13 protein-coding genes are annotated in these 16,831 nt (G+C 61.1%); 2 read left to right on the forward strand and 11 right to left on the reverse strand.

All coding sequences use genetic code 11. The features are described from left to right. Nucleotides 1-105 precede the first annotated feature (105 nt). Nucleotides 106-1,566: a D-alanyl-D-alanine carboxypeptidase/D-alanyl-D-alanine-endopeptidase gene (gene dacB / locus GGI48_RS05400; RefSeq protein WP_016965691.1), complete on the forward strand. Its 1,461-nt coding sequence runs from the start codon at nt 106-108 to the stop codon at nt 1,564-1,566. Nucleotides 1,567-1,612: 46 nt separating this feature from the next. Here the strand turns inward: dacB and GGI48_RS05405 are convergent, their stop codons facing one another. Both GGI48_RS05405 and rlmKL read right to left on the reverse strand, forming a co-directional pair. Continuing rightward, on the reverse strand, nt 1,613-4,012 hold the full coding sequence (locus GGI48_RS05405) for a diguanylate cyclase (RefSeq protein WP_179597370.1): 2,400 nt from the start codon (nt 4,010-4,012) through the stop codon (nt 1,613-1,615). A gap of 136 nt (nt 4,013-4,148) precedes the next feature. Next, nucleotides 4,149-6,413, reverse strand: coding sequence for a bifunctional 23S rRNA (guanine(2069)-N(7))-methyltransferase RlmK/23S rRNA (guanine(2445)-N(2))-methyltransferase RlmL (gene rlmKL / locus GGI48_RS05410; RefSeq protein ID WP_047302899.1), 2,265 nt, complete (start codon nt 6,411-6,413; stop codon nt 4,149-4,151). 544 nt (nt 6,414-6,957) lie between these two features. Between rlmKL and rmf the strand changes: the two genes are divergently transcribed. After that, nucleotides 6,958-7,173 (forward strand): ribosome modulation factor, encoded by a 216-nt coding sequence (gene rmf, locus GGI48_RS05415; protein ID WP_016965693.1) that lies wholly within the window; start codon nt 6,958-6,960, stop codon nt 7,171-7,173. A gap of 131 nt (nt 7,174-7,304) precedes the next feature. Here the strand turns inward: rmf and GGI48_RS05420 are convergent, their stop codons facing one another. The 9 genes from GGI48_RS05420 to ppsA form a co-directional block, all read right to left on the reverse strand. Continuing rightward, nucleotides 7,305-8,327, reverse strand: a complete 1,023-nt coding sequence (locus tag GGI48_RS05420) for a quinone-dependent dihydroorotate dehydrogenase (RefSeq protein ID WP_179597372.1) — start codon at nt 8,325-8,327, stop codon at nt 7,305-7,307. 341 nt (nt 8,328-8,668) lie between these two features. Then, nucleotides 8,669-9,649, reverse strand: coding sequence for an OmpA family protein (locus tag GGI48_RS05425; RefSeq protein WP_047302895.1), 981 nt, complete (start codon nt 9,647-9,649; stop codon nt 8,669-8,671). 107 nt (nt 9,650-9,756) lie between these two features. Beyond that, the gene (gene sigX, locus GGI48_RS05430) at nt 9,757-10,347 is read right to left on the reverse strand and encodes an RNA polymerase sigma factor SigX (protein WP_011060195.1); all 591 of its coding nucleotides are present in this window, start codon (nt 10,345-10,347) and stop codon (nt 9,757-9,759) included. Between the two features lie 87 nt (nt 10,348-10,434). Further along, nucleotides 10,435-11,259 carry a mechanosensitive ion channel family protein gene (locus GGI48_RS05435; protein ID WP_016964357.1) on the reverse strand — a complete coding sequence of 275 codons (825 nt, stop codon included), beginning with the start codon at nt 11,257-11,259 and terminating at the stop codon, nt 10,435-10,437. A gap of 2 nt (nt 11,260-11,261) precedes the next feature. Further along, entirely contained in the window at nt 11,262-11,507 is a 246-nt protein-coding gene (locus GGI48_RS05440) for a hypothetical protein (protein ID WP_011060193.1), read from the reverse strand. Nucleotides 11,508-11,570: 63 nt separating this feature from the next. Then, nucleotides 11,571-12,566: a zinc transporter ZntB gene (locus GGI48_RS05445; RefSeq protein ID WP_179597374.1), complete on the reverse strand. Its 996-nt coding sequence runs from the start codon at nt 12,564-12,566 to the stop codon at nt 11,571-11,573. A gap of 25 nt (nt 12,567-12,591) precedes the next feature. Beyond that, on the reverse strand, nt 12,592-13,083 hold the full coding sequence (rraA, locus tag GGI48_RS05450) for a ribonuclease E activity regulator RraA (protein WP_009042919.1): 492 nt from the start codon (nt 13,081-13,083) through the stop codon (nt 12,592-12,594). A 253-nt stretch (nt 13,084-13,336) separates the two neighbouring features. Further along, a complete protein-coding gene (locus GGI48_RS05455) occupies nt 13,337-14,326 on the reverse strand; it encodes an alpha/beta fold hydrolase (protein WP_103741230.1) in 990 nt (329 codons plus the stop codon). 101 nt (nt 14,327-14,427) lie between these two features. Further along, the gene (ppsA, locus tag GGI48_RS05460) at nt 14,428-16,803 is read right to left on the reverse strand and encodes a phosphoenolpyruvate synthase (RefSeq protein ID WP_179597376.1); all 2,376 of its coding nucleotides are present in this window, start codon (nt 16,801-16,803) and stop codon (nt 14,428-14,430) included. Nucleotides 16,804-16,831: the final 28 nt, after the last annotated feature.

A 16,831-nucleotide genomic window follows, 5' to 3' on the forward strand; every position in this document is an offset into this window, starting at 1 on the left:
AGCCGCTATACCTTGGGGCATAATGCCGACACTTTCATGACCACTGAGGGATTTTATCTGCATGCCCTCGTCTTTTTTCCCCTCGACTGCAGGGTTCCATTTCATATGATCAAATCGTTGCGTCCTCTTCTGCTGGCCAGTGTTTTCCTCCCCCTGGCCTTCCCTGCTTCCGCGGCCCCGGTCAATACCACCCTGACACCCAAGGTCCAACAAGCCCTCAAAGCCAGCAAACTGCCGGACAACGCCCTGTCGCTGGTGATGATTCCCCTGAACGGCCCGGGCACCCCGACGATTTTCAACGCCGATGTATCCGTCAACCCGGCCTCCACCATGAAGCTGGTCACCACCTACGCGGCCCTGGAAATGCTCGGCCCGACCCACCAGTGGAAGACCGAGTTCTACACCGACGGCACCCTCAGTGGCGGCATCCTCAATGGCAACCTGTACCTCAAGGGCGGCGGCGACCCCAAGCTGAACATGGAAAAGCTCTGGCTGCTGATGCGTGACCTGCGAGCCAATGGCGTGCAGCAAGTCACCGGCGACCTGGTGCTGGATCGCAACTACTTCGTGCAACCGCAACTGCCGGAATTCAACGACGACGGCAACGACGAGAACAAACCGTTCCTGGTCAAGCCCGATGCGCTGATGGTCAACCTCAAGGCCCTGCGTTTCGTCGCTCGCAACGATTCCGGGCGCGTGCTGGTGTCGGTGGAACCGCCGATCGCCAAGATCCGCATCGACAATCAGGTCAAGGCGGTCAACACCAAGCAGTGCACCGGCGATGTGCGCTACAACCCGGTGCCCCAGGCCGACGGCAGCGTGCTCGTCACTGTGGGTGGCCAGCTGGGTGACGGCTGCAGCTCCCAGACTTACCTGTCGCTGCTGGACCACGCCACCTACACCGCCGGCGCGGTGCGGGCGATCTGGAGCGAACTGGGCGGCAGCATCCAGGGCCAGGATCGCCTGGCGGCAGTGCCCAAGGACGCCAAGGTCCTGGCCCGGGCCTTCTCTCCGGACCTGGCGGAAATCATCCGCGACATCAACAAATACAGTAACAACACCATGGCCCAGCAGTTGTTCCTGAGCCTGGGAGCCAAGTACCGCAATGAAGCCGATGGTGATGACGCCAAGGCCGCCCAGCGCGTGGTGCGCCAGTGGCTGGCGAAGAAAGGCATCACCGCGCCGCACCTGGTGATGGAGAACGGCTCTGGCCTGTCCCGCGCCGAACGGGTCAGCGCCCGGGAAATGGCCGGCCTGCTGCAAGCCGCGTGGAAGAGCCCCTACGCCGCCGAGTTCATCAGTTCGATGCCGATTGCCGGCATGGACGGCACCATGCGCAAGCGCCTCAAGCGCACCGCCATGTCCGGTGAAGCCCACATCAAGACCGGCACCCTGAACACCGTCCGCGCCATCGCCGGCTACAGCCGCGATGACAACGGCAACACCTGGGCAGTGGTCGCCATCCTCAACGATCCACGGCCGTTCGGTGCCTCTTCGGTGCTGGATCAGGTGCTACTGGATCTGTATCGCCAGCCCAAACTGGCCAGCAGCGCTTCGCCGCTGTAACGCCCCTGGCCCTACGGCGGCGGATGCCCTGCGCCGCCGTCGCCGTTCAGGGAAACTCGGCCTGGACCCGATCGCGACCGGCCTGCTTGGCGGCATAGACCCCGGAGTCGGCCCGCAGCAGCAGGCCATCCGCCCCCTCGCCCTCGCGCCAGCTGGCGATACCGAAACTGGCGGTGACCCTGCCCACCGGCGCGATGGGCGAACTGCGCAAGCCTTGCCACAGCTCCTGGGCCAGGATCAGCGCCTGTTCAGCACTGGTGTCCGGACACAGGACCATGAACTCCTCACCTCCCAGACGGCAGAACACATCGGTGCGTCGCAGGCGCCGGCCAATGCGCTCGCACAGCCCGCGCAGCACCTGGTCCCCCACGCCGTGACCGTGCTGGTCGTTGATCCGCTTGAAATGGTCGACATCCAGCATGATCACCGCCATTTGGCCTCCGCCGCGCTCCAGGCGCTGCATTTCGCTCTGCAACTGCTCCTGGAAATAGCGCCGGTTGTGGATCCCGGTCAGCGAGTCGGTGACCGACAAGGCCCGCAGTTCTTCCTCGACCCGCTTGAGATCGGAGATGTCCGAGATATAGCCGTGCCATAGAACACCGCCGCCACTCAGGCTTTCCGGGGTCGCCGCCCCACGCATCCAGCGCAACCCGCGTTGCGGCAGGCAGACCCGGTATTCCTCGCGCCATGGACTCAATTGCTGTGCGGAAATGCGGATCGACTCGCGTACCCGCTGCACGTCCTCGGGATGGATGCGCTCGAACACCGCCCCGGCATCCTCCTGCAGCAACTGCGGCTCGATCTCGTAGATCTCGCGAATGCCATCGCTGGCGTAGGTAAAGCTGGCATGGCCATCGGCGTCCAGCTTGAACTGGTAGATGCCACCGGGAACATGGGCACTGAGCCTGTTCAACAAGCGGTCCCTGGCCGCCAGGGCTTCATACACCCGCTTGCGCTCGGTGATGTCGATGCAAATGGCCAGGTGGCCGATCCACAGCCCCTGATCGTCCAGCACCGGGGTGGCCAGCATGTTCACTTGCAGGTGGCTGCCGTCGCGTCGTACCAGGGTCCATTCCCGGGCCTCATGCCCACCGGCCATGCCCTCTTCCACCAGCATCGCCTGGGACACCTCGATGGGCTTGCCATAGCGCTGACTGAGGCTGTGGGCCCAACTTTCCAGCTCCTGGGGCAGGTGCAGGCTTTCCAGGGTCAGGTGGCCCACCGCTTCGCTGCTGCGGTAACCCAGCATTTGCTCGGCGCCGGCGTTGAAGGTGCTGATGACCCCGCGCAAGTCGGTGGCGATGATCGCCACCTGGGTCGCGGCATTGAGCACGCTGCGCAACTGGCTGTGGGTCCCGCGCAGTTCCTGCTCGCGACTGCGCAGCTCACGGGTGCGCTGTTCGACCAGGGCCAGGGCCCGTTGCCGCTGACTCACCAGCACGTAGAGCAAGGCGCTGAGCAGCAGGCTGAGCAAGCTGCCGAGGATCACCAGGCTGGTCAATGAAGAATGATTGGCATGCAGGAACGCCGCGCTGGGGCGGATTTGCACTTGATAATCCCGGTCCGCCAGACGCAGCAAACGGCTGGCGCTCAGGTGACTGGTGACCGGCGGGTTGCTCGATTCATACAGCACTTCATGCTGGCCCTCGACGGACAGATCGAGAATCCGCACCGACAGGTTGTCGCTGGCCGCGGTCGGCAAGCCGTCCGCCACCAGTTGTCGCAGACTGATCACCGCCAGCACATAGCCATAAGGCCTGGCCTCTGGCGAAGAACCATCCTGGGGGCGCCTGACCGGCGCCGCCAGCAGCACCCCGCGAGCATAACCCGGGTCTACCGCCACCAGATTCATGGGCGGCGAAACCGCCAGGCCGTTGAGTGCCCGGGCACGCTCCAGCGTGGCCCGACGCAGCGGCTGGGCCAGCAGGTCATACCCCAGGGGCGAGCCCAACGGGCTCTGGGTCTGGCTGTAGAGCACCGGCGCGTAGTCATCCTGGTCAGCGGCCGGCTCCATCTGCCCCGCCGCGTTCAACTGCACGATGGCGAAACCGGGCTGTCCCTCACGGCGCACCGCCTGCTCGAAGGCCGCCCGCTGGGCACGACTGATCAGCGGCGCAAAGGCATAGGCCTGGGTACGACGCAACAGCGGCTTGGCGTAACCCTCGAAGTCGTGGCGAGTCACATGATCGGAATTGACAAAGAAACGCCGCAAGCCGTCCAGGCGTTGCTCCTGGTCTTGAAAGCGCTCTTCGATGCGGCTGTAGCGTTCGCTGGCCAGCAATTGAAAGCGCTGGCGCAACTGCTGCTGGTTCAGGTTGTAGGTGGACCAGGCCAAGAGTCCGGTGAGAATGCTGCCCGCGAGCAACACCAGCACCGCCACCAGCCAGGCCGAAACCTCTTCACTAATGAAACCCAGGATTTTCGGGCGTACCACATGCAACGGCATAAGTAGAACTCATCACGCCAGCGAGTTTGGGTGTCATCCGGATCAAGTGAGAGTTATAGCCATTAGCCATTAATTTGACCAGCGCTATACAGGCCCCAAAGCCCGAATAATCGGGCCTTGGGGACTTATCCGGCCATCAGCGGGCAGTGATTTTCCAGGCCCGGTGAATCTTGCTGTTACGGGCAAAATCCGGGTCGATGGTCTTTGCCGTGATCTCTTCGACCTGATAGCGCGTCGCCAGGTTCTCATCCAACTGGAACTTGCGGAAGTTGTTGGAGAAGTACAGCACGCCGCCCGGAGCCAGGCGCGCCATGGCCAGGTCCAGCAACTGCACCTGGTCGCGCTGCACGTCGAACACCCCCTCCATGCGCTTGGAGTTGGAGAAGGTCGGCGGGTCGATGAAGATCAGGTCGAACTCATCGCGGCAACTGTCCAGCCAGGCCATCACGTCGCCCTGCTCCAGACGGTTCTTGTCGGAGAAACCGTTGAGGGAGAAGTTGCGTCGCGCCCAGTCCAGGTAGGTCTTTGACAGGTCGACACTGGTGGTGCTGCGGGCGCCGCCCTTGGCCGCATGCACGCTGGCGGTGGCGGTGTAGCAGAACAGGTTGAGGAAGCGCTTGCCGGCGGCCTCTTTCTGAATCCGCATGCGCATCGGCCGGTGATCGAGGAACAGCCCGGTATCCAGGTAGTCGGTAAGGTTCACCAGCAGCTTGACCCCGCCTTCGCGGACTTCGGTGAACTGGCCCTGGGCACTCTGGCGCTCGTACTGCTTGGTGCCGCTCTGGCGCTCGCGACGCTTGATCACCACCCGGCTCTTGTCCACGTTCAGCGCCTGGGGAATCGCCGCCAGGGCATCGAACAGACGGGCCTGGGCCTTCTCCGGGTCCACCGACTTGGGCGCGGCGTACTCCTGCACGTGCACCCAGTCCTGATACAGATCGATGGCCAGGGAGTATTCCGGCATGTCGGCGTCATAGACCCGGTAGCATTCGACGCCTTCGCGCTTGGCCCACTTGCCCAGCAACTTGAGATTCTTCTGCAGGCGGTTGGCGAACATCTGCCCGCCTTCGCTCAGGCGTGCCTGCTCGACCACCGGGGCCGGAGCCGGTGCCGGCTTGATCGGATTGCCATTCTTGTTGAACTGGCGCACGGGTGCCTCGTCCGCGGCGGCCTGGGCCTGCTCGCGTTCCACCTGACGCTGTTCGGCGGTGCGCCGCTCGCCGGTGACGAACTGATCCGGCAGCACCTTGATCAGCAGCAGCTTGCACGGCAAGGCGCCGTTCCAGAACGAGTACTGCTTGTGGCTGCGGATGCCCATGCGCTTGCCCAGGTCCGGAGCGCCGGTGAACACCGCCGCCTCCCAGTTGAGGCAGGCCTGACGCAGGCGCTCACCAAGGTTCTGGTAGAGGTACAGCAGGCTGGCTTCATCACCCAGGCGCTCGCCGTAGGGTGGGTTGCAGATCACCAGGCCTTTCTGGTTCTGGTCCGGGCGCGGCTCGAAGGTGCCGACTTCGCCCTGGTAGATCTTGATCCAATCGCTCAGCCCGGCACGCTCGACGTTGTTGCGGCCCGGCTGGATCAGGCGCGGATCGGCCTCATAACCACGGATCCACAGCGGCGGCTTGGCCAGGCCGGCCTGAGCCCGGGCCAGCGCTTCATCATGCAGCTTGCGCCACAGCGCCGGTACGTGGCCGAGCCAGGCGGTAAAGCCCCACTGCTCGCGCTTGAGGTTGGGCGCGATGTCTGCGGCGATCATCGCCGCTTCCACCAGGAAGGTGCCGACACCGCACATCGGGTCGGCCAGGGCGCCGCCGTCTGCGGCGATGCGCGGCCAGCCGGCACGGATCAGGATCGCCGCCGCCAGGTTTTCCTTGAGCGGCGCGGCGCCTTGCTGCAGGCGATAGCCACGCTGGTGCAGGCTGTGGCCGGACAGATCCAGGGAAAGAATGGCTTCGCCGCGATCCAGGCGCAGGTGGATGCGCAGGTCCGGGTTGAGCTTGTCCACCGAAGGACGCTCGCCGGTCGGGGTACGCAGCTTGTCGACGATGGCGTCCTTGACCTTCAAGGCGCCGAAGTGGGTGTTGTCGATCCCCGAACCGTGGCCGCTGAATTCCACCGCCAGGGTGCCGTCGGCCAGCATGTGATCCTGCCAGTCGACATCCAGCACGCCGTGGTAGAGGTCCTCGGCATCCTTCATCGGGAAGCGCTTGAGCACCAGCAGCACCCGATTGGCCAGGCGCGACCACAGGCACAGGCGATAGGCCGTCTCCATGTCGGCCATGCCGCGCACGGCAGAAGTGTGCTCACGCGCTTGCTCAAGGCCAAGCCCGACGGCTTCCTCGATCAGCAGGCCTTCAAGGCCTTTGGGGCAGGTGAGGAAGAGTTCGTAACGATCCGACATGGGAATACCAAGGCCTTTAGCAATAAGTGAACGGGCAACGCATCGCCCGCTCGGTTTTCAGTCAAGCGCTTTTCTTCAAGAGCGCTCGTGTGGCACGAAACTGTGCCGTCCCACCCCGGCAGGCAGGCTTTCTTGCAGGGCAAAAGAGCTTGGAGGCCGGGACAGATAAAAAGTCAGGGCAACAAAATGACATAAGTCGACCCTTCGTCGAATAGTAGTTGAGTGCAACCGTTCGACATTCTCACTAAAGCATTAACCCCATCATCTAGTGAGAGGCTGATCACACCGGGCTTTGCCTGACAAACAGGATACAAAACCACCCCGGCTTATGGCCTGGACAGCAATATCGTTACGTCCTTATGACAAAACGATCATTCACTTGCTGTGACCTATTGGTTAGAACTCACCACAGGTTGGCGCCGCAACGGCGTCAACATCAAGGCTCGCCACGCCGGCAGCGAGCACCAACGGCAGAGACATTCTGCCCGACCTCAGAAGAAGGTCGACGGGACATAAAGCAGTCAACAAGTGAGGGAAACACCCTATGAGAAGACTAAAGCGTGATCCGTTGGAAAGAGCGTTTTTACGCGGATATCAGTATGGCGTTAATGGCAAATCCCGTGAGCTTTGCCCATTTACTCTACCGTCGGTACGCCAAGCCTGGATCAACGGCTGGCGCGAAGGACGCGGCGACAACTGGGACGGTATGACAGGCACTGCGGGCATCCACAGACTCAACGAACTTCGCGCTGTCGGCTGATCAGGGCACATTCCGACACCTACAACTTGAATAGATGACGACTTAACCACGCACGCCCCATCCGGGCGGCGGGCTTCGGCCCAGGGGCTCCTTCGAGGAGCCCTTTTTTATGACTGCGCTGGCGCCCGTTCTTACCGGCCCATGGCCGCGATAGCATCCACCGACTCGCGAATCAACGCCGGCCCCTTGTAGATAAAGCCCGAATACAGCTGCACCAGGCTGGCGCCCGCGGCGATCTTCTCAGCCGCGTGCTTGCCTTCGGTGATGCCGCCCACGGCAATGATCGGCAAGCGACCGGCCAGTTCGGCGGCCAGGACCTTGACCGTGTGGGTGCTCTTGTCGCGCACCGGCGCGCCAGACAGGCCGCCAGCCTCATCACCGTGCTCCATGCCTTCGACGCCTTCGCGACTCAAGGTGGTGTTGGTGGCGATCACCGCATCCATGCCGGTTTCCAGCAAGGCCCGGGCCACTTCCATGGTTTCTTCGTCGCTCATGTCCGGCGCGATCTTGATCGCCAGCGGCACACGCTTGCCGTGAATGGACGCCAGCTCCTGCTGACGCTGGCTCAGGGCCGACAGCAGCTGCTTGAGGGACTCGCCGAATTGCAGGCTGCGCAGGCCCGGAGTGTTGGGCGAACTGACGTTGACCGTGACATAGCTGGCATGGGCGTAGACCTTGTCCAGGCAGATCAGGTAGTCGTCCACCGCCCGCTCCACCGGCGTGTCGAAGTTCTTGCCGATATTGATCCCCAGCACGCCCTTGTATGACGAGGCCGCAACCCGCGCCAGCAGGTTGTCGACCCCCAGGTTGTTGAAGCCCATGCGGTTGATGATGGCTTCGGCCTGGGGCAGGCGGAAGATCCGCGGCTTGGGGTTGCCCGGTTGCGGACGCGGGGTGACGGTGCCGATCTCGACAAAACCGAAGCCCAGCTGGGCAAAGCCGTCGATGGCCGCGCCGTTCTTGTCCAGGCCGGCAGCCAGACCCACCGGGTTGGCAAACTCCAGGCCCATGACCTTGACCGGCAACTGCGCCGGCGCCTTGCACAGCAGACCGTTAAGCCCCAAACGCCCGCCCGCACCGATCAGGTCCAGGGACAGATCGTGGGAGGTTTCCGGGGAGAGTTTGAACAGCAGCTGGCGGGCCAGGGTATACATGGGCGGGATGAACTCGGTTGGCGGCGAAATTGGCCGCCGATTATAGCCGCGCCAGGGGCTTGCAGGCGAGACGCAGAAGCAAATCCCCGGCAATGGCATATGCCTTGCCCCCCCCCCTTTGGGTATCAAACCCGGACCAATGGCGTCTCGGGCTCAAGAGCAACGGCGTCGCCTCCTGCGCGGGCTTGCTCCGGCCTGCGGGGGCGACGCTTTTTTATGCAAGGTGCCCCGTCATGCCCTGAAGCCTACGCCGGCCAAGCCTGAACCGGGACTCTGGCAGGGCAAATCGCAGGCAAAGAAAAACCCGGCCTAAGCCGGGCTTTTCCAAGCTACAAGGCTAATTACTTAGCTTGAGCTTCAACCGAGGCTTCTACGCGACGGTTGATAGCGCGACCAGCTTCAGTTGCGTTGTCGGCAACTGGGCGGGACTCACCGTAACCAACGGATTGAACGCGGTTAGCGCCAACGCCGTACTGGTTGACCAGAACTTGTTTAACGGCGTTTGCACGACGCTCAGACAGCTTCTGGTTGTAAGCGTCAGGACCGACGGAGTCAGTGTGACCTTCAACAACGGTGGTGGTCTGTGGGTACTGCTTCATGAAGTCAGCGAGGTTCTTGATGTCAGCGTAGCTGTTAGGCTTGACGACCGACTTGTCGAAGTCGAACTTCACGTCCAGCTCAACACGAACAACTTCAGCAACTGGAGCTTCTGGAGCTGGTTCTGGAGCTGGAGCAGGTGCTGGAGCAGGTGCTGGAGCAACTTTGCCGCCGCTGCCACCGAAGTTCACACCCAGGCCGATAGTAGGAGCGTAGTCCCACTTGCCGTTGTCCAGCTTGTAGTCAGCTTCAACGCCGGCACGGGCGAACAGGTTGTCGGTGAAGTAGTACTTAACACCAGCGCCTGCAGTCAGGAAAGTCGACTGGTCGCGGCCGCTGTGACCGTCAGCGATCACGTTGGTCATGCTCTTGTGAGCAACACCGCCGGAAACGTATGGACGCAGAGCGTCACCCACGGTACCAAAGTGGTACTGAGCGTTCAGGCCGAAGTTGTCGCCCTTGATCTTCTGGTTACCAGTACCGTCGTTAGAACGGGTGTGGTTGGTCGTGTCGTAGGTAGCGTTCAACGACAGATCGTCGGTCAGGAAGTAACCGATCGATGCGCCAGGGTTGAAGCCGTCTTCAACGTGTTTAACGCTGTCGTTGTACTGTTTTTTGTAAAACAGTTCACCCTCGACCGCGCCTTGGCCTTGCGCCAGAACGCCGAACGAAGTCACGGCAACAATAGAACCAATGGCAATGCCCAAGGTGTTTTTCAGTTTCATCCGTTAAATCCCCATCTGGTGATTGTAAAGCAGTCCCACATACCGGGGGACAACTCGGCGGTAAGTCTATCAGAACTCACCTAGACGTAAGAGATATTTGCGCCGAACTAAGTTTCAGCAATGCCTGCAAATTTCTCACGCAATTTATCAAGAGCACGTTTGTAACGCATTTTTGTAGCACTCAACCCCATGTGCATGATGTCTGCGATCTCCTGGAACTCCAGCTCTGCGACAAATCGTAGCACCAGGATTTCCCGGTCAATCGGGTTCACATGCACTAACCAGCGGTCAAGTCCGCCCTTTTCCTCTGGTTTTGGCGCCTTCTCTTCAGAGGCCTCCTCGAGGGGGTCAAGACTTAAAGCGTCCATCAACCGACGCTTGCGCCGCTCCTTGCGATACTGCGTGATGCATTCGTTGTACGTGATGCTATATAGCCATGTCTTGAACTTCGATTTACCCTCAAAGTTCTTAAGGCCATACAGCACCTTCAACATCACTTCCTGACAGACATCATCCGCATCACGATCGTTCCCCAGATAACGTGCACAAACATTAAATAGGGTCCGCTGATAGCGTCGCATCAACTCTTCATAGGCGCGTGTTACGTGAAACAGCTCCGTATGTGAGCGCGCAACCAACTCCTCATCAGAGAGCTCACGGGGGTCATAGCGCGTGGATAGCGATTGGGTTTTATTCAAAACGAGTCGTGCCGACAGTCAGGTCAATGTCCGCCGCTGCCCGATGAGGGCATTTTGCGGCGGCATACATTAGCAGGGTTTGCCGGGTTAGCGGCTACTTACATGCTGCTCCAGCAGGATCCGATTGGACAGAGAGACTAGCTCACCCTCCTCGGTCAGCAATGTAGTTTTAACCGTGCCGATCTCTTCGATCTGGCCTTCGACCTCACCAACACGTACTTGTTGCCCAACCTGGTACAACTCACGCACATAGATTCCCGCAAGAATCTGTCCGGCAATTTCCCGGCTTCCCAAACCCATGGCCAGCGCAACGGCCAGACCAACGGTAATCAATACGATCACGATCACATGGTTGAGCAGGTCGGTTTTGACCTCCAACTGACTGATCGCCACCGAAATACTGATGATGATCACCAGCCCCTGGGCAATGCGCCCCAGGCCACTGGCGTAATCCAGGCCTACGCCTTCTGCTGCTCCACGCACCAGGCCATTGGCCAGTTGCGCCAGCAGAACCCCGACCAACAGCACCAGCGCAGCACCGAAAACCTTCGGCAAATACAGCGCAAGCATGTCGAGCGTAGCCGAAACTCGCTCAAGGCCCAGGGACTCAGCAGCAGAAACCAGAAAAATAAGCAGCACGAACCAATAGACAATCTTGCCGATCAAGGTCGAGATCGGCACTTGCAGGCCGGCGCGGGACAGCAATTTGGTCAAGCCGGTACCGCCCATCAGACGGTCCAGGCCCAGCTTGGCCAGCAATTTCGACAACAGGGTATCGAGCAGCTTGGCCACCACGAAGCCCAGCAACAGCACCACCAACGCGCCGAACAGGTTCGGAATGAAGTTCGCCACCTTGGTCCACAAGGCAGTCATCGCCGTGACGAGGCTCTGCGTCCAGAGATCAAGTTCCATATTCAATCAGCCTTATCAGCAGTGCGAGCAGAAGATTTACGACGGGATACCGGCGCGATATGGGCCGATCCATTATTCAAGGCGATCATCAGCGCCGGCAGCCACCGGCCCAGCAGACTGAACAGATCCCCCGCCCCAACCTGACGGTTGGCGGTTTTCAGTACGCGGCCCAGGCAGGCATCATCATCGCGGCTCGATGGCGAGGCTTTGAGCATGTCACGCAAAGACTGTTCAAACGGATCGTGCATACGCACCTCTGGTGATGTCTGGAAAAGACGCGATCAGATTTATTCGGGTCACATGACGCATCATCACACCCAGCGCAAACGGCGGAACAACCACCATTGTCCGAGGGCCACCGCCACCAGCAGCAGGCAGGCGATGATGAATCCGTAGGGGCTCGCAGAGAACGGAATCCCGCCGACGTTGATCCCCAGAAGACCGGTGAGAAAACTCATGGGCAGGAAGATCCCGGTGATGATCCCGAAGCGGTACATGGTGCGATTCATGCGCACGCTCAAGCGGCGGTCTTCGGCCTCCAGCACAAGCCCCACGCGCTCTCGGGTCAGTTCCAGCTCTTCCAGGTAACGGGTCAGACTGTTGTGCAACTCGTTCCAGTAGTCACCATCGTCGACGGCGAACCAGGGCAGTTTTATCCGGCTCAACTGGGCAAAAATATCCCGTTGCGGAGCCAGGAAGCGCTTCAGCCCGGCAGCCCGGCGCCGGATCTGCAAAATGCTGCCGTGCTCCGGGGTATACCGTTCGTCGGCATCCAGTTTTTCTTCTTCGACATCGACCACTTCAGACAGGTCGCTGACCAGATGCTGCACCTTGTGCGTCAGAAACTCGGCCATATAAAGAAGCAGTTCGGCAGCGGTTTTCGGCCCCTTGCCTTCGGTCAGTTGCAGCAAAAGCTCATCAGTGGCGCGCAAAGGCCGCAGACGCAGGGAAATCACCCGCTGGGAAGACGCGAAGATCCGCACCGACACCATATCTTCAGGTTCGGCCCCCGGATTGAGATTGATGCCGCGCAAAAACAGCAGCAACTCCGAGTCGGGCAAGGACAGCAGGCGCGGCCGGGTATTTTCCTCCAGCAGCAGATCACAGCTGAACTCGCTCAAGCCGCTGGAACGACGCAGCCAGGTCTGGGTCTGCGGATGACTGCGATCCCAGTGCAGCCACAGGCTTTCATGGGCCTGCAGCTGCAGATCGTCGAGCTCAGTCCGGGCTATCGAACGCGCACCACCTTCACCATCCAGCACCAGGGCATGCACCAGCCCCCATTGCGCGTTGTCTTCCTCGAACATCCTCATCCCTTGTCAGGCCAACGGTTTATTCAGGCATCTTCAGTGGGCTTGGCGACACGATGACGCCATTGTTGTCGGCGTAGACATACTCACCCGGACGGAAAGTCACACCGGCAAAGGTCACTGCCACATTGAGATCGCCGATACCGCGCTTGTCGGTCTTCATCGGATGACTGGCCAGGGCCTGAACCCCGAGATCGGTCTGGGCAATGACATCCACATCCCGGATGCAGCCGTAGATCACCAGGCCTTCCCAGCCATTTTTCGCCGCCTTCTCGGCCAGCATGTCCCCCAGCAGCGCGCGGCGCAGGGAACCGCCGCCATCGACCACCAGCACCTTGCCGTGTCCCTTGAGTTCCACTTGCTCCTTGACCAGCGAGTTGTCCTCGAAGCACTTGATGGTGACGATTTCACCACCAAAGGAATCGCGACCGCCGAAGTTGCTGAACATGGGTTCAACCACCTGCACCAGGTCGGGATAGGCGTCGCACAGGTCGGGAGTGAGGTAATGGTTCATCGAGAAACTCCTGTAGCAGAAAGAACACGATCGAAGGTATCGGCCATTTCAGGGGCCATTCTGGACCTACGAGCCCGGCAAGCCGATGTTTAACCTGCCCCTTGAAAGGAACCGGTCAGCCTGTCGCGAATCGGCAGCCATGCCACCTGAACGGAAAGTCGACTCAATAACTGAATGTGACCAGAACAGCGCAATGCGTCATATCTTAGCCGCAAGCGCTATCCAACGAAATGCCCTTGTCAGAGCCCTCGCCTCAAACCTCAGCCGCCTGCTCGGCAGCAGAAGCCAGCAACGGCGTCTGCTGATCGTGCAGCCAGCGCGCCACCAGCGGCCAGACCTCGGCCTGCGCCGGCTTGCTTACCAGCATCTCGACATGGCCGAAATTGCTACTGAACCCTAGCTCACGGCCCAGGCAGATAAATTGTTTCTGCTCACTGGCCAGTTGATCGAACAACTTGCGACAGGCCCAGGTTGGATCCTGATGGTCCCCCGCCGCACTCACCGCCAGCACCGGCACCGTCACCTCCGTCAGCCCGGCCCACCAGTCCTTGTCGGCATCGCCAAAGCGACCGAACAAGCCGTGCCAGCGCATGCTTTCCAGGGCCAGGCCGATGGGCTCGTCTTCCGGCCCGCGCTTGAGCCGGGAACCGGACAACTGGGCAAAACGCTTGATGAGCAGGCGCCCGCCCCACTCCACCATGGGGATTTTCAACGGCCAGTAGGTACGACTGATCTGGGTCCCGAAAAACGCCGCCGAGGCCACACCGGCCTCCCCCAGGTACTGCCCGCCCAGCGCCGCCGCCAGCGTGGTGCCTCCCAGGGAATGACCGATCCAGTGGGGAATCTGGGCGCTTTGCTCACGGACAAAGGCGGCAATCGCCGGCAGGTCGTAACGCGCGTAGTCGGCTACCCGGTTCTTGCGGTAGTCGGCATTGCGCCGCGACAAGCCATGGCCGCGCATCTCGGGAATCCATACATCGAAACCGGCACGGGCCAGGTAGGCGCCAAGGCCCACGCCCTTGGGCGAATACCAGAAGCGCCGGTTGGAAAAGCTGCCGTGGAGCAGAACCACAGGCACGCCCCGGGCTTGCGGCTCATCCGCCAGCCCCAGGCGGGTGACGGCCAGTTCGACCGAAGGGTCCGGGCTGTTGCCGGGTTTCAAGCGATAGACATCTTCGCTGAGGTCGCCTCGACGCTCGGCACTGATCAAGGCGACGGGAAATAGGTTGCTGCTGCTTTGCATATTCTTCTTGCACAAAAAAGGGCGGCATCCAGAAGAAGCACGCCCTGCTTGAATCTTCAAGAGCCGGTCCGCCGAGGCGCAACCGGCTCTTCGTTCACCGATTACGCCGCGCCCTGACCTTCGGCCAGGAAGAACCAGGTTTCCAGCACCGAGTCCGGGTTCAGCGAAACGCTTTCAATGCCCTGCTCCATCAGCCACTTGGCCAGGTCCGGGTGGTCCGAAGGCCCCTGGCCGCAGATGCCGATGTACTTGCCGGCCTTGTTGCAGGCGGCGATGGCATTGGCCAGCAGCTTCTTGACCGCAGGATTACGCTCGTCGAACAGGTGGGCGATGATCCCCGAGTCACGGTCCAGGCCCAGGGTCAGCTGGGTCAGGTCGTTGGAGCCGATGGAGAAACCATCGAAGTACTCGAGGAACTCCTCGGCCAGGATGGCGTTGGACGGCAGTTCGCACATCATGATCACGCGCAGGCCGTTTTCGCCGCGCTTGAGGCCATTTTCAGCCAGCAGATCAACCACTTGGCTGGCTTCGCCCAAGGTGCGCACGAACGGCACCATGATTTCGACGTTGGTCAGGCCCATCTCGTTGCGCACGCGTTTCAGCGCACGGCATTCCAGCTCGAAGCAGTCACGGAAGGATTCGCTGATGTAGCGCGAGGCACCACGGAAGCCCAGCATCGGGTTCTCTTCTTCCGGCTCGTAGAGCTTGCCGCCGATCAGGTTGGCGTATTCGTTGGACTTGAAGTCCGACAGGCGCACGATGACCTTCTTCGGAGTGAACGCCGCAGCCAGGGTGCTGATGCCTTCAACCAGCTTGTCGACGTAGAAATCCACAGGATCGTGGTAACCGGCAATACGCTTGTCGACGCTGTCCTTGATCTCTTGCGGCAGCCCGGCGTAGTTCAGCAGCGCCTTGGGGTGCACGCCGATCATGCGGTTGATGATGAACTCCAGGCGGGCCAGGCCCACGCCGGCGTTTGGCAGTTGGGCGAAGTCGAAGGCGCGGTCCGGGTTACCGACGTTCATCATGATCTTGAACGGCAGTTCCGGCATGGCGTCTACCGAGTTCTGCTTGATGTCGAAGCCCAGTTCGCTTTCGAAGATCAAGCCGGTGTCGCCTTCGGCGCAGGAAACGGTCACCCCCTGGCCATCCTTCAGCAGCTCGGTGGCGTTGCCGCAACCCACTACCGCCGGAATCCCCAGTTCGCGAGCGATGATCGCCGCGTGGCAGGTACGACCGCCACGGTTGGTGACGATGGCGCTGGCGCGCTTCATCACCGGTTCCCAGTCCGGGTCGGTCATGTCGGACACCAGCACGTCACCGGCCTGGACCTTGTCCATCTCGGAAACGTCCTTGATGATCCGCACCTTGCCGGCGCCGATGCGCTGACCGATGGCGCGACCTTCCACCAGCACGGTGCCAGTTTCCTTGAGCAGGTAGCGCTCCATGACGTTGGCCTGGGTACGGCTCTTCACGGTTTCCGGACGAGCCTGGACGATGTACAGCTTGCCGTCGTCGCCGTCTTTGGCCCACTCGATGTCCATCGGGCACTGGTAGTGCTTCTCGATGATCATCGCCTGCTTGGCCAGCTCGCTGACTTCGGCGTCGGTCAGGCAGAAACGCGCGCGATCGGCTGCGTCCACGTCCACGGTCTTCACCGAACGACCGGCCTTGGCTTCGTCGCCGTAGATCATCTTGATGGCCTTGCTGCCCAGGTTGCGGCGCAGGATGGCCGGACGACCGGCTTCAAGGGTGTTTTTGTGGACGTAGAACTCGTCCGGATTGACCGCGCCCTGGACCACGGTTTCACCCAGGCCGTAGGCGCCGGTGATGAACACCACGTCACGGAAGCCCGACTCGGTGTCGAGAGTGAACATCACGCCGGCGGTACCGGTTTCCGAACGCACCATGCGCTGCACACCGGCAGACAGGGCCACCAGCTTGTGGTCGAAACCCTGGTGTACGCGGTAGGAAATGGCGCGATCGTTGAACAAAGAGGCAAACACTTCCTTGGCGGCACGGATCACGTTGTCCACGCCACGGATGTTGAGGAAGGTTTCCTGCTGGCCGGCGAAGGAGGCGTCCGGCAAATCTTCGGCGGTGGCCGAGGAACGCACGGCTACCGCGATGTCCGGGTTGCCTGCCGACAAGGCGGCGAAAGCGGTACGGATCTCGGTGTTGAGGCGCTCGGGGAACTCGGCTTCCATGATCCATTGACGGATCTGCGCGCCGGTCTTGGCCAGGGCGTTGACGTCATCGACATCCAGCGCATCGAGGGCGGCATGGATCTGGTCGTTCAGACCGCTCAACTCAAGAAAATCACGATAAGCCTGAGCTGTCGTGGCAAAGCCACCAGGGACCGATACGCCCGCACCTGCGAGGTTGCTGATCATCTCGCCCAGGGATGCGTTCTTGCCCCCCACATGCTCAACATCGTGTTTGCCGAGCTTATCGAGGGAAACTACGTACTCTACCAAGGTGATCTCTCCACTAACTGTGTTGGAA

The organism is Pseudomonas protegens (assembly GCF_013407925.2).
Lineage (GTDB): Bacteria > Pseudomonadota > Gammaproteobacteria > Pseudomonadales > Pseudomonadaceae > Aquipseudomonas > Aquipseudomonas fluorescens_AP.

Excerpts from the sequence above, each read along its gene's own strand:
- rmf (WP_016965693.1), top strand. The coding sequence starts at position 6,958 with ATGAGAAGACTAAAGCGTGATCCGTTGGAAAGAGCGTTTTTACGCGGA.
- GGI48_RS05420 (WP_179597372.1), bottom strand. The coding sequence starts at position 8,327 with ATGTATACCCTGGCCCGCCAGCTGCTGTTCAAACTCTCCCCGGAAACC.
- GGI48_RS05445 (WP_179597374.1), bottom strand. The coding sequence starts at position 12,566 with ATGTTCGAGGAAGACAACGCGCAATGGGGGCTGGTGCATGCCCTGGTG.
- dacB (WP_016965691.1), top strand. The coding sequence starts at position 106 with ATGATCAAATCGTTGCGTCCTCTTCTGCTGGCCAGTGTTTTCCTCCCC.
- GGI48_RS05455 (WP_103741230.1), bottom strand. The coding sequence starts at position 14,326 with ATGCAAAGCAGCAGCAACCTATTTCCCGTCGCCTTGATCAGTGCCGAG.
- GGI48_RS05440 (WP_011060193.1), bottom strand. The coding sequence starts at position 11,507 with ATGCACGATCCGTTTGAACAGTCTTTGCGTGACATGCTCAAAGCCTCG.
- rraA (WP_009042919.1), bottom strand. The coding sequence starts at position 13,083 with ATGAACCATTACCTCACTCCCGACCTGTGCGACGCCTATCCCGACCTG.
- GGI48_RS05425 (WP_047302895.1), bottom strand. The coding sequence starts at position 9,649 with ATGAAACTGAAAAACACCTTGGGCATTGCCATTGGTTCTATTGTTGCC.
- GGI48_RS05435 (WP_016964357.1), bottom strand. The coding sequence starts at position 11,259 with ATGGAACTTGATCTCTGGACGCAGAGCCTCGTCACGGCGATGACTGCC.
- GGI48_RS05405 (WP_179597370.1), bottom strand. The coding sequence starts at position 4,012 with ATGCCGTTGCATGTGGTACGCCCGAAAATCCTGGGTTTCATTAGTGAA.
- rlmKL (WP_047302899.1), bottom strand. The coding sequence starts at position 6,413 with ATGTCGGATCGTTACGAACTCTTCCTCACCTGCCCCAAAGGCCTTGAA.